The sequence below is a fragment of the Aeromonas sp. HMWF015 genome, assembly GCF_963878965.1.
Taxonomy (GTDB): Bacteria; Pseudomonadota; Gammaproteobacteria; order Enterobacterales; family Aeromonadaceae; genus Aeromonas; species Aeromonas veronii.
The window spans coordinates 1-12,842 of sequence record NZ_CAWNZT010000161.1; the positions used below are offsets into that span (position 1 = coordinate 1).

Below are 12,842 nucleotides of genomic sequence, written 5' to 3' on the forward strand. Positions count from 1 at the left end.
GCTCCTATCTGGTGGAGCACTATATCCTGCTGCCGCTGGATATCGCCTATCTGCGCACCCTCGCCTTTATTCTGGTGATCGCCGTGGTGGTGCAGTTTACCGAGATGGTGGTGCGCAAGAGCAGCCCGACCCTCTATCGCCTGCTGGGGATCTTCCTGCCCCTCATCACCACCAACTGTGCGGTGCTCGGGGTGGCGCTGCTCAGCATCAATGAGCGACACGACTTTATCCAGAGCGTGATCTACGGCTTTGGCGCCGCCACCGGCTTCTCGCTGGTGTTGATCCTGTTTGCTGCCATGCGCGAGCGTCTGGTCGCCGCCGATGTGCCCGCGCCGTTTCGCGGGGTATCGATTGCCATGATCACCGCCGGTCTGATGTCGCTAGCCTTTATGGGCTTTACCGGCCTTATCAAGATATAACCATGATCCATATTCTCTTTGCCATTCTGGTGCTCACCCTGCTGGCGCTGGCGTTCGGGATTATCCTGGGCTTTGCCGCCGTCAAGTTTCATGTGGAAGCAGACCCCATCGTCGATCAGCTCGATGCCCTGCTGCCCCAGACCCAGTGTGGCCAGTGCGGCTATCCCGGCTGCAAACCCTACGCCGAGGCGCTCGCCAACGGCGATCAGATCAACAAGTGCGTCCCCGGTGGCGAGGCCACCATGCGCAAAATTGCCGATCTGATGGGGGTCGAGCCCCAGCCACTGGGGGGCAGTGACGAGGCCGCCGTGCCAGTCAAAAAGGTCGCCTTTATCCACGAAGATCAGTGCATCGGCTGCACCAAGTGCATTCAGGCCTGCCCGGTAGATGCCATCGTCGGCGCCACCAAGGCGATGCATACCGTGATTGCCAACGAGTGCACCGGTTGCGATCTCTGTGTCGATCCCTGCCCGACCGACTGCATCGAGATGATCCCGGTGCCCACCACGGTCGATAACTGGAAGTGGGATCTCAATAACGTGCATGTTCCGGGCAAGATTCCGGTCAAGATAGTGGAATAAACAGCGGAGCAACCATGCATTCCTTACTCGAACGTATCAAAGCCGGCACGCTCTGGGACTTTCACGGCGGCATTCACCCCGCCGACAACAAGCTGCAATCAAGCCAGAGCCCTGTAGTAGACGCCGGTCTACCGCCGCGCCTCATTATTCCACTGCGCCAGCACGCAGGCCCCGCCGGCGATCTGCTGGTGCAGGTGGGCGACAAGGTCAAAAAAGGGCAACCGCTGACCCGTTATGCCAAGGGGCGGGTCGTCCCTGTCCATGCCTCCACCTCCGGCACCATCACCGAGATTGGCAACCACACGGTTGCCCACCCCTCCGGGCTCGGCGATCTCTGCGTCATTCTCACCCCGGATGGGGAAGATGAGTGGGGCGAGCGCAATGGCAAACCCGATTACTGGAATCTGGAGCGGAGCGAGCTGCTCGAGCGCATTCAGCAAGCGGGGGTGGCGGGCCTTGGCGGCGCCGTGTTCCCGACCCACAGCAAGCTCGATGGCCGCGGCCAGCTCACCGAGATCCTGATCGTCAACGGGCTGGAGTGCGAACCCTATATCACCACCGATGATCGGCTGATGCAGCAGTACGCCGACGAGATCATGGATGGCATCCGGGTGCTCAAGCACCTGCTCAAACCGAAACTCACCCTGATCGGGGTGGAAGACAACAAGCCCGAGGCAATCGAGCAACTGACCCGCCACGCCACCGATGAAGATGTGCTGGTCAAGACGGTGCCGACCAAGTACCCCTCGGGCGGTGCCAAGCAGACCATCGAGCTGCTGACCGGCCGTCAGGTGCCCAAGGGGGGCCGCGCGGTCGATATCGGCATCATGGTGCTTAACGTGGCCACCGTGTTTGCCATCAAGCGCGCCATTATCGACGGCGAGCCGCTGATCGAGCGGATCGTCACCCTCACCGGCGACAGCTTCAAAAAGCCCGGCAACGCCTGGGTGCGCCTCGGTACGCCGGTGCGCTGGCTGTTGCAGCGTTTCGAGCTGCAACCGGAAGCGGAGCAGCGGGTGATCATGGGTGGCCCCATGATGGGCTTTACCCTGCCCCACGCCATGGTGCCTGTGGTCAAGGCCACCAACTGCCTGCTGGCACCGACGCAAGCCGAACTGCCCGCCCCCGGCCCGGAGCAGCCCTGCATCCGTTGCAGCGCCTGCGCCGATGCCTGCCCGGCTACTCTGCTGCCGCAAGAGCTCTACTGGTACAGCCGGGCCAAGGAGTATGACAAGGCCGAGAAGCTCAACCTGATGGACTGCATCGAGTGCGGCGCCTGCGCCTGGGTCTGCCCGAGCGAGATCCCACTGGTGCAGTACTACAAGATCGCCAAAGACGACATTCGCGAAGCCCGCGCCGAGGCCGAAAAAGCCGAGCGAGCCAAGCAGCGCTTTGAGGCGAAACAGGCCCGTTTCGAGCGGGAGAAAGCAGCCCGCGAAGCGCGCCATGCCGAAGCTGCAGCCCAGCGCCGTCAGACCATGACGGCCGCAGGCGGGGAAGATCCGGTGGCAGCGGCTCTCGTCCGCATCAAGGCCAAGCAGGATGCCCCCCTCACAGCCATTACCGCCACCGCCGAGGGCTTGCCTGACAATAGCGCCGTGATCGCCGCCCGCGAAGCCCGCAAACGGGAAGCGGAAGCGCGCCGCGCCGCCAAGCTGGCGGAGAGCGCAAACAGCGACACTTCCGCCGCAGCGCCGCAATCCACCGAGGCGGTTGACCCCGCCAGCGATCCCAAGAAAGCAGCCATCGCCGCCGCACTGGCCCGCGCCAAGGCCAAGAAAGCCGCTCAGGCTGGCGATAGCGCCGAGCCTGTGGCTGCCGAAACCGCTGCTGCCCCTGCGGTAGTAGATGCTGATCAACAAAAGGCAGAGGTTGATCCGAAAAAAGCAGCGATTGCTGCCGCCATCGCTCGTGCCAAGGCCAAGAAGCTGGCCCAGCAGAGTGACAGCGCTGAGGGCGATCTGACTGCAAATGCTGACACCAGCGAAACAGCTGCCACCCAAAGCGATGCGCCATCTGCTGCCAGCGAAGCGGTCGATCCCAAGAAAGCCGCTATTGCTGCCGCCATCGCCCGGGCCAAAGCCAAGAAGGCGGCCCAGCAGGGTGACAGCGCTGAGGGCGATCTGACTGCAAATGCTGGCACCAGCGAAGCGGTAGCTACGGAAAACGAAGCGGTCGATCCCAAGAAAGCCGCTATCGCTGCAGCCATTGCCCGCGCCAAGGCCAAAAAGCTGGCCCAGCAGGGCGAAAGTGCCGGTGCTGAAGGTGCGCAGAGTGAGCCAGCTGCCAGCGCACAGACCCGCGACGATACAGTAGCCAAGGGCGAAGTAACCACCAGCCAAAGCGATACAGCAGTAAGCGAAGCGGTCGATCCCAAGAAGGCCGCTATCGCCGCAGCCATTGCGCGGGCCAAAGCCAAAAAGCTGGCGCAGCAGAGCGCAAGTACCAATGCTGAGGTAGCAAGTACCAGTGCAGAGGTAGAGAGTGCCGCTACTCAGGTAGACAGGGCCGAAACTGAGGGTGAGCGCGTATCGGCTGAGCCGATGCAAAGCGATGCAGCCAGCAGTGAGCAACCACTTGCCGTCACTGCCGCGCCTGAAGGAAGCGCCCCTGCGGCTGATGCCCCGGTTGATCCGAAAAAAGCGGCCATTGCAGCCGCGGTGGCCCGCGCCAAGGCGAAGAAGCTGGCGGCCGAGGCAGCCAGAGCCGCCGGGACCGCCGCTGAAGATGCCCCGTCAGCCGACCGAACAACCACAAGGTAATCGACAGACTCATGTTCAATATTGCGACTGCGCCGTTTGCCCATAACCGCAAACAGACCCGAACCCTGATGCTGCTGGTGATCCTGGCCTGCGTGCCGGGCTTGCTGGCCCAGACCTGGTTCTTCGGCTGGGGCTCCTTTATCCAGATCCTGCTGGCGTTGGTGACCGCGCTGCTATGCGAGGCGCTGGTGCTCAAGCTCCGTGGCCGCGCCATCAAGCCTGCCCTGATGGATGGCAGTGCGGCGCTCACCGCCGTGCTGATCGGTCTCTCCCTGCCGCCGCTGCTGCCGTGGTGGATGCTGGTGGTGGGCACGGCCTTTGCCATCATTGTCGCCAAGCACCTTTACGGCGGACTGGGTCAGAACCTGTTCAACCCGGCCATGGTCGCCTATGTGCTGCTGCTGGTCTCCTTCCCGGTGCAGATGACCAGCTGGCTGCCGCCAGAGAGCGTGCGCGCCTACAGCCTCGGCTTTGGCGATGCGGCGTCGGTCATCTTCACCGGCTTTAGCCTCGACGGCTACAGCATGGCCCAGCTCAAGCAGGGGGTGGATGGCCTCACCATGGCGACCCCCCTCGATACCCTGAAAACCGGCCTGACTCAGGGGCTCACCACCGGCGAGATCCTGAGCGGCCCGCTGTTTGAGGGTTGGGGCGGAATCGGCTGGAGCTGGGTCAACCTCGGCTACCTGCTGGGCGGCCTGTTCCTGCTGCAACAGAAGGTGATCAACTGGCGCATTCCCACCGCTATTCTCGGTGCCCTGCTGGCGGCCTCCACCATCGGCTATCTGGTGAGCCCGGATGCAACCGCCACGCCCATGTTCCATCTCTTTAGCGGCGCGACTATGCTGGGGGCCTTCTTTATCGCCACCGATCCGGTCAGCGCCTGCACCACGCCACGCGGCCGACTGGTCTATGGCGTGCTGATCGGGGTGCTGGTCTACATCATTCGCCGCTTTGGCGGCTATCCGGATGCGTTTGCCTTTGCCGTGCTGCTGGCCAACCTTTGTGTGCCGTTTATTGACAGCCTGACTCGCCCGAAAGTGTATGGAGCCCGTCGCCAATGATGTTTCTGCCCTTTTCCCCCATCACAGCTGACGGAGCCCGGACATGTTAAAGAGCATGCGCAAGAACGGCCTTATTCTGGCGATGTTCGCGCTGGGCTGTACCGCGCTGGTGGTACTGACCAACGAGCTGACCAAGGATAAAATCGCTCACCAGCAACAGCTGGAGAAGCAGCAGACCCTCTCGGTATTGCTGCCGGAGGGGAGCTATGACAACGATCTGGTGGCCAGCTGCAAGCAGGTGACCAGCAGGAAGTATCTGGGCAGCGATCAGCCGCAGGCTCTCTATACCGCCAGCAAGAATGGCGTGGTGACCGGCTATGCATTGGAGGCGATCGCGCCGGATGGCTACAGCGGGGCGATCCGCATCGTGGCGGGCTTTGATGCCAAGGGCACCATCACCGCCGTGCGCGTGCTCGCTCACAACGAGACCCCGGGCCTGGGTGACAAGATAGAGCTGAAGAAATCGGACTGGATCAACAGCTTTGCCGGAAAATTCCTGACCCATGACAACGAGCCCCAGTGGGCGGTGAAGAAAGATGGCGGCGAGTTCGATGCCTTTACCGGCGCCACCATCACCCCGCGAGCCGTGGTCAAGGCGGTGAAGAACCTGCTTAAACTACAGCAGGAGCAACCCGAACTGCTCAGCAACGCCCCGGCTTGCCCGGCGGCGAACTAACGGAGTCGAGCCATCATGAACCAGATGGAACAGATTGAAACGGGCGCAGCCCCGATTGCCGAGCTGGAAAGCCGCAAGGGCGAGCTCAAGGAGCTGATGAGTCAGGGGCTGTGGAAGAACAACCCCTCGCTGGTGCAGGTGCTGGGGCTCTGCCCGACCCTCGCCGTCTCCTCCACCTTTACCAATGCGCTGGGGCTGGGCCTTGCCACCATGGCGGTGCTGGTCTGCTCCAACCTCGCCGTCTCGCTGGTGCGCAACTGGGTGCCGAAGGATATTCGCATCCCGGTCTATGTGATGATCATCGCCTCGCTGGTGACCAGCGTGCAGCTGCTGATGAACGCCTACACCTATGGCCTCTATCAGGCGCTCGGCATCTTTATCGCCCTCATCGTCACCAACTGCGTCATCATCGGCCGCGCCGAGGCCTATGCCTCCAAGAACCCGCCGCTGCTGGCGGCCCTCGATGGCCTGATGATGGGCCTTGGTTTTACCCTGGTGCTGCTGGTACTGGGCGGCATGCGCGAGATCATCGGCATGGGCACCCTGTTTGATGGCGCCGAGCTGCTGCTGGGCGAGTGGGCCAAATCCCTGCGCATCGAGCTGTTCCACGCCGATGCCAGCCTGCTGCTGGCGATTTTGCCGCCGGGCGGCTTTATCGGGCTGGGGCTGCTGATCGCCGCCAAGAACGCCATCAACGACTGGCGGGACCGCAAACAAGCCGCTACCGTGGCCCACTGCAACGTTGCCCCGGCTCGCGTCCGGGCGACCGAGCTATGATCGGACGCAAGTCATGAACAACCAGAAACGCAGAGAGATCCTCGAGCGGCTGCGGGAAAACAATCCCCACCCCACCACAGAGCTCAACTTCAACTCGCCGTTCGAGCTCTTGATCGCCGTGCTGCTCTCGGCGCAGGCGACCGATGTCAGCGTCAACAAGGCGACCGACAAGCTCTATCCGGTGGCCAACACCCCGCAAGCGATGCTGGATCTCGGGGTGGACGGGCTCAAGGAGTACATCAAGACCATTGGCCTCTTCAACACCAAGGCCGAGAACGTCATCAAGACCTGCGCCATCTTGCTGGAGCGCCACGGCGGCGAGGTACCGGAGAATCGCGAAGCGCTGGAAGCCCTACCGGGCGTCGGCCGCAAGACCGCCAACGTGGTACTCAACACCGCCTTTGGCTGGCCCACCATCGCCGTCGATACCCATATCTTTCGGGTCTCCAACCGTACCGGTTTTGCGGTGGGCAAGAACGTGGATCAGGTGGAGGAGAAGCTGCTCAAAGTGGTACCCGCCGAGTTCAAGCTGGATGTTCACCACTGGCTGATCCTGCACGGGCGTTACACCTGTCTGGCTCGCAAGCCCCGTTGTGGTTCCTGTATCATCGAGGACTTGTGCGAGTACAAAGAGAAGGTCTATCCCGAGAACTGACCGCCTCGCAACCGAGATTGAAAGCAGTACACATCACCAACCCGGAGAACTGAGCAATGAGAATTCTGCATACCATGCTGCGTGTCGGCGATCTGCAACGCTCCATCGACTTCTACACCCGCGTCCTTGGCATGAAGCTGCTGCGCAAGAGCGAGAACAGCGAGTACAAGTACACCTTGGCCTTCGTCGGCTACGGTGACGAGAAGGATGAAGCGGTGATCGAGCTGACCTACAACTGGGGGGTGAGCGAGTACGAACTGGGCTCAGCCTATGGCCACATCGCGCTGGAAGCGGACGACATCTACGCCACTTGCGATGCCCTGCGCGCCGCCGGTGCCAAGATCACCCGCGAACCGGGCCCGGTCAAGGGCGGTACCACCGTCATCGCCTTCGTCGAAGATCCGGACGGTTACAAGATTGAACTGATTGCCAAGAAAGATGCCGGTACTGGCCTCGGTGACAGCTTCTAAGCAGCCCTAATCCCGCAGCCGAATGGCAGGATCAAAAAGAGCGCAGATGCGCTCTTTTTTGTGCTTCTCTGACCGGAGACGGCGCTAGATCTCGCCATTGCGCCCCATGCTGATGACCACTCGCCGGTTCTTGGCACGACCCTGTTCGGTTTCGTTGGAGGAGACATGCTGCTTCTCGCCATGCCCCTCCACCGAGATCTTGCCGGGATCGATCCCCAGATCGACAAACACCTTCTTGATGGCATCGGCCCGCTTCTCGGAGAGTTTCAGGTTCGGCCAGCGGCCGCCATAGCTGTCGCTGTAGGCGTCGATCACCACCACGTCGATGCTCTTGTCCGCCTTGATAAACTCGCTGATCATCGCCAGCCGCCGCTTGGAGGGGATGGAGAGCTGATCGCTGTTCTTGTCGTAGGTAAGCACGCTAAAGGCGATATCGTTGAAGCTGTAGGGCAAGAGCCCGCTCAGACAGTCGATAAAGGCCTGATACTTCACCCGAAAGTTGACCGACGAAAGCGACACCCGCACCGCGCGGTTCTGGCGATACCAGTCCCGATACTGGAAGGTCGGCATCCGCCCCCCCTCCAGCTCGTCGAGCATGGTCCAGGCAGTCTGCCCCTCCACCAGCCCATCGAACTGCTGATAGAAGCGCAGTTGACTCACTTCTCGCCCGGCTATCCCCGGGCGCCATACCGGCGGCATGATGCCAAGGCTCACCGTCTGGGTCTGGGCCTGTGGCCGCTTGCCCTTGAGCTCGAAGTCGAGGTTTATCTTGCGCCCTGCACGGCTGACAAAGGCCCCCGTTCCCCAATTGGGAATAGGGTGCTCGAGGCGACACTCAATCTGGGTATCGGAGGTCAAACGCCAGACGGATTGATCCAGACCGGCACCAAATTCGGTGACCCCAGCCTGTAACTGCATACTCACGGATATGCTGACCAACCCCAACACCCAAGCGTTCAATTGCTTGTCCTCCACACGATCTCACAAGAGATATCGGCGGCAAGAGGCCAAGCTTTAGCGACAAACTGCAAAGGCGTGCCGTTGGTGTGGCAAAGGCTTGCCCCCAGCGGCAACCGACCGCAAGCGACGCCTATTCCCCCCTCTTAGCTCCGTGCCAACCGGCAGGAAGCTCGCTACAGTAAAACCAGGGCAACCAGACGCCGCTTATCGGGAACCACACTCATGCACCGCTCTTGCTCCTCTTTATTGCAGATGTTGTTGCCAATGCTGCTGGCGCTATCCGGCAGCGCCGTCAAGGCCGCAACACAGGATCAGGAGTGGGCACAGGAGCGCGCCAATGCGGTGCTTTCGCTGATGACCTTCACTGTGGTGCCCGACATCACCGCCAGCAACCTCGATATCGGCAGCGGCACCAATCAATCTGCCGCCCTTAACATGACCCAGATCGGTGGCGGCGCCACCATGAGCGAAGCCGTGCCCATCTATCTGGAAGGGGCGATCGGCTTTAGCCGCTACGATCCCCAGTTTGTGGTGAGCAACGGCACCGAGAGCCGCACCCTCCCGACCAAATGGAACAGCCTGACCGCCTCTGGCGGGATCGGCTGGGATATCGCCCTCCATGAAGACCCGCGCGGTGGCCACTGGGTGCTGCGCCCTATCGCCAACGTCTCGCTCGGTACCATGGCCAGCGATCTGCGGATCGGCAACTGGCTGCTGGAGCGCACCAAGGGCTACTCGCTGGATTTTCTCGATGGTGGGCAGCTCAATATGTACGGACTAGGGGGCTCGCTGATGCTCGACTACGAGCTCTTTTCAAAGGCGCAGGATATCGATATCGAAGTGCGCTACTCCTACCAGCACCTGCAGAGCTTTGGCGGTACCTCGACCAGCGTCCGTGGTCACGCCGATGCGGAGAACCTCGGTCTCTATCTGCGCCGCCGGGCCCCACTATTCCACTGGACCCTGCTCGACAGACCGGTGCGCTATGTACTGGAAGGGGCCCATACCGCATATCTGGGGGAGCAGCGGGGGTTGCTTGGCTTTGACTCCCTCAACTCTATCGGCGCCGGTCTGGAGCTGGACAGCAGCAAGTACGACATCATGGTCACCCGCACCCGGCTGGTTGCCCGCTATATGTTCAGCCACAACACCAGCGGTTATTCCATCGGGTTGGCTATGAGTTTCTAAGTCGTTATTTTGTGCCTGCCAATCGATGGCAATCAGGTCGAACCAAGCCACAGCACCGCATCCTGTTCGATTGATAATCCCGAAACCGGCCTTGCCAGACACCCAGGCCCGCCAAGGGGCTTTTTTGCACCTGAGATTTACCATCAACCACAGCCCGCCCCGAAAAATCCAGCCTTGTCACAGAGTTAGTGCAATCTGTCACATATTCCTTTTGATGGAATGGGTAGAATGGCTCAGTTTGGCCCCCATCATCCACATAGAGCCACGATGTCGATTGCCAGCCGCACTGGCTGGGTGATCACGGCGCCCGGAATGGAGATGGCCTGCCGAGCGCCAGCCAAGTATTTGCGCCACCAGTTACACCACAGGGATAGAGATTTTTGCCATGGCCAAGTTTTTGAATACCAGCGCAACCAACTATTTTCTTGAAGAACTAATCAAAGATGCCAAAGAGCGTCTGATCCTGATCAGCCCCTTCCTCAAGCTCAACGACAGGATCAAGGAGCTGCTCACCGACAAGAACCGCCTCAAGATCGATGTGCGGATCGTCTATGGCAAAAGCGAGCTGCAACCGGAAGAGATCAGCTGGCTCAAAGAGCTCACCTATATCCGCACCAGCTTTTGCAAAAACCTCCATGCCAAGTGCTATCTCAATGAGGAGATGTGCATTGTCACCAGCCTCAATCTCTACGAGTTCAGTCAGGTCAATAACAACGAGATGGGGGTATTGATCCAGCGCTCGGAAGATCATGACCTTTATCGTGATGCCTATGATGAGGCCCAACGGATTATCCGGGTCAGTGATGAAGTCCGCATATCCCTTGAACGGGTTGTCAGTGAAGCCGAAACCCAACAGCCTTCTGCTAACGAAAATGAGCCAGCCACTGAAAAACTGACCTCATCCAAACTGGCACAGAAATGGGGGATCAAAACCAATGAGTTGCTGGAAAAAATGGTGACTCACGGCTTGCTTGAGCTGCGTGACAGCAAGCATTACCTCACTGCCAAAGGAAAAGAGGAAGGAGGGGAATTCAGAATGAGCCCCAAATTTGGCCCTTATTTCCTCTGGCCAGAGGCCATGAATCCCCTCTAATCCACTGACTGGATAAATGTGAAATGGACTTCACACCCGTTATTACTGCTCTGCTGGGCCAGCTCTGGTATCTGCTGCCCCTGTTGTTGATTGCCACCCTGATCAAAACGCCCAAGTTCAAAGGGATGGTTGGGGAAGCATTTATCAACTTGGGCATCCGGCTCTTTCTCGATAAGCGGGAATACCACCTGCTCAAGGATGTGACGCTGCCAACCCCGCAGGGCACTACCCAGATCGACCATGTGATCGTCTCGCGCTTCGGGCTGTTTGTGATCGAGACCAAAAATATCAAGGGGTGGATATTTGGCAATCCGGCCCACAAGAGCTGGACCCAGCAGATCTATCGCCGCAGGCATACCTTTCAAAATCCGCTGCGCCAAAACTATCTGCACCTGATGACGCTCAAATCCTTGCTGGGTCTTGCGGATCATCAGCTCCATTCGATTATCTTCTTTATTGGTGACTGCACCTTTAAAACCCCGATGCCGGATAACGTGATGAACCGCGGGCTTATTCACTATATCAAGGGAAAAACCACGCCGGTGTTGACCCCTGCCGAGGTCACTCGGGTGATCGACACCATCCAGCGGGGACGACTGGCCGCCAATTGGCAGACCCATAAACAGCATGTCGCGCAGTTGAAAGCACGTCACAGCGAGGTTCCCCGCCCGCCTTTATCCGTAGCTGCAATGCCTGTGGTCAATCAGGTGGTGAACGCCGCGCCAACCATCACCGAATCGCTCACCCAAGCAAATCCACTATGCCCCAGATGCGGCAACCCGATGGTATTGCGTACCGCCAAACGGGGGGATAACCGAGGCAATCGGTTTTGGGGATGCAGTGGATACCCCAAATGCAGATTCATTGTAAATCTCACGGGGAACAGCAAGGCATGAACTGCCACACAAGGGGAAACTCACTCTGACATCAAGGGCGGCCAATTGGCCGCCCTTGATGTGTTTCTTAGCGAATCGTCGCCATCTGCCGCACACATCGCTGCTCTCTGTCATCCACCCGCTTGGCAAACCAGGCGGTGGTGAGGTTGCGGGTGATTTTGGGGCTCTTTAGCTGAATGCCGGGCAGGATGGCGCGGGGCAATCTCTTGCCCGCTTGCTTGTCGGCCAGGGTAAAGATGCGATGGTAGAGATCGGTCTCGGCAAATGCGGCGGTATCCCCTTTGCGCAGGCTCTGGTGGATCGCCTGTTTGCTCATATTGACCCGGTTGGCGAGGGTGTAGACGGCAAGCTCGGTGTTACCCGGCAGATCCGAGTCATAGCGGATCAGATCCCCGTCCAGCGCCAGAGTTTTGCCACTCAAACGGCTGACGGCGGCCTGAAAGGCGGCATTGCGACTGGCGTACCAGCCGGCGTTGAAATCGGCAAAGCGGTAGAGGGTATCCGGGTAGTCGGCGGGATAACCGAAGATATGCTTGGTGCCAAACCAGATGCCGCCGCGACGGGTAAAGACTTCGTGGCGGATGGAATCCTTGATTGGATAGGGGTAGCCACGGGCGTTGGCCTCGGCAAAGGCGATGCTCACCTGCATCGGGCCACCAGTATGCACCGGGTTGAGGTTGCCAAACAGCGTCTTGCCCATCGGCAGCATGCTGATCATATCTTCGAAGATTTCACTCATCTCCCGCTCGGTACGCAACTTGTCGATCCGCTCGGCGTAGCTCTTGCCGGTAGGCGAGTTGATGGAGAGCGCGGCCCGCACCATAAATTCGGGGATCAGCAGCTTGGCTGCCCGTGAGTTGATCTCTTTCCAGGCGATCTTGCCAAGGCCCGGCACTACAGGGTCGGCCTGATAAGTGGCTTCCTGCTCCGCCACCGCCAGCACGCTACAGACGTTGTGATCATTGACCGTCACCCCCTGGGTGGTGAGCGCCGTCACCACGTCGCTGGCCCACCCCTGTTTGTCAGGCACCTGACGGGGCAAGAAGCGCACGATGCGGCTCTTCATATCCGCCGGTTTGCGCGGCTGCATGGCAGGCGGCGTTTTGGGGTTGCTCACGCTCGCCTCTTTGGCAGGCGCGGAGGCGGGATCACTGGCACAACCGGCCAGCAACAAGGCAGAGCAGAAGGCAAGAAGACGACAGGAAGGCAAAGCGGTCATAAGCATGTCCATTTTTTGTTGGCCCGACAGGCAGCGCCGCTGGCACTGCACTGACAAGCAAAGTGGGGCCATTGTAGAGGAT

13 protein-coding genes are annotated in these 12,842 nt (G+C 60.0%); 11 read left to right on the forward strand and 2 right to left on the reverse strand.

Going from position 1 to position 12,842, the window contains the following annotated elements:
* From rsxA to gloA, 8 genes are all read left to right on the forward strand, one after another.
* Nucleotides 1-419: electron transport complex subunit RsxA (gene rsxA / locus AACS18_RS08195; RefSeq protein WP_108612158.1), on the forward strand; the 419-nt coding region annotated here is incomplete at its 5' end.
* 2 nt (nt 420-421) lie between these two features.
* Nucleotides 422-1,000 (forward strand): electron transport complex subunit RsxB, encoded by a 579-nt coding sequence (gene rsxB, locus AACS18_RS08200; RefSeq protein WP_005350799.1) that lies wholly within the window; start codon nt 422-424, stop codon nt 998-1,000.
* A gap of 14 nt (nt 1,001-1,014) precedes the next feature.
* On the forward strand, nt 1,015-3,762 hold the full coding sequence (gene rsxC, locus AACS18_RS08205) for an electron transport complex subunit RsxC (protein ID WP_108612159.1): 2,748 nt from the start codon (nt 1,015-1,017) through the stop codon (nt 3,760-3,762).
* Between the two features lie 11 nt (nt 3,763-3,773).
* Nucleotides 3,774-4,826, forward strand: coding sequence for an electron transport complex subunit RsxD (gene rsxD / locus AACS18_RS08210; protein WP_005337606.1), 1,053 nt, complete (start codon nt 3,774-3,776; stop codon nt 4,824-4,826).
* Nucleotides 4,827-4,869: 43 nt separating this feature from the next.
* Nucleotides 4,870-5,502 (forward strand): electron transport complex subunit RsxG, encoded by a 633-nt coding sequence (gene rsxG, locus AACS18_RS08215; protein WP_005359614.1) that lies wholly within the window; start codon nt 4,870-4,872, stop codon nt 5,500-5,502.
* Nucleotides 5,503-5,517: 15 nt separating this feature from the next.
* Complete coding sequence (locus tag AACS18_RS08220) at nt 5,518-6,279, forward strand: electron transport complex subunit E (RefSeq protein WP_005337608.1); 762 nt, start codon at nt 5,518-5,520, stop codon at nt 6,277-6,279.
* A gap of 13 nt (nt 6,280-6,292) precedes the next feature.
* Complete coding sequence (gene nth, locus AACS18_RS08225) at nt 6,293-6,934, forward strand: endonuclease III (RefSeq protein ID WP_108612160.1); 642 nt, start codon at nt 6,293-6,295, stop codon at nt 6,932-6,934.
* 56 nt (nt 6,935-6,990) lie between these two features.
* A complete protein-coding gene (gene gloA / locus AACS18_RS08230) occupies nt 6,991-7,404 on the forward strand; it encodes a lactoylglutathione lyase (protein ID WP_005347113.1) in 414 nt (137 codons plus the stop codon).
* Between the two features lie 84 nt (nt 7,405-7,488).
* On the opposite strand, the gene AACS18_RS08235 is transcribed toward gloA, so the two are convergent.
* Nucleotides 7,489-8,364 carry a flagellar protein MotY gene (locus AACS18_RS08235; protein ID WP_174218718.1) on the reverse strand — a complete coding sequence of 292 codons (876 nt, stop codon included), beginning with the start codon at nt 8,362-8,364 and terminating at the stop codon, nt 7,489-7,491.
* A 222-nt stretch (nt 8,365-8,586) separates the two neighbouring features.
* Between AACS18_RS08235 and AACS18_RS08240 the strand changes: the two genes are divergently transcribed.
* From AACS18_RS08240 to AACS18_RS08250, 3 genes are all read left to right on the forward strand, one after another.
* Nucleotides 8,587-9,552, forward strand: coding sequence for an autotransporter domain-containing protein (locus tag AACS18_RS08240; RefSeq protein ID WP_108612162.1), 966 nt, complete (start codon nt 8,587-8,589; stop codon nt 9,550-9,552).
* Between the two features lie 385 nt (nt 9,553-9,937).
* A complete protein-coding gene (locus tag AACS18_RS08245) occupies nt 9,938-10,645 on the forward strand; it encodes a phospholipase D family protein (protein WP_108612163.1) in 708 nt (235 codons plus the stop codon).
* A gap of 23 nt (nt 10,646-10,668) precedes the next feature.
* Nucleotides 10,669-11,541: a nuclease-related domain-containing protein gene (locus tag AACS18_RS08250; protein WP_108612164.1), complete on the forward strand. Its 873-nt coding sequence runs from the start codon at nt 10,669-10,671 to the stop codon at nt 11,539-11,541.
* A gap of 67 nt (nt 11,542-11,608) precedes the next feature.
* Here AACS18_RS08250 and AACS18_RS08255 read toward each other — a convergent pair whose 3' ends face one another.
* Nucleotides 11,609-12,760 carry a DUF1615 domain-containing protein gene (locus tag AACS18_RS08255; RefSeq protein ID WP_005353097.1) on the reverse strand — a complete coding sequence of 384 codons (1,152 nt, stop codon included), beginning with the start codon at nt 12,758-12,760 and terminating at the stop codon, nt 11,609-11,611.
* Nucleotides 12,761-12,842 lie beyond the last annotated feature (82 nt).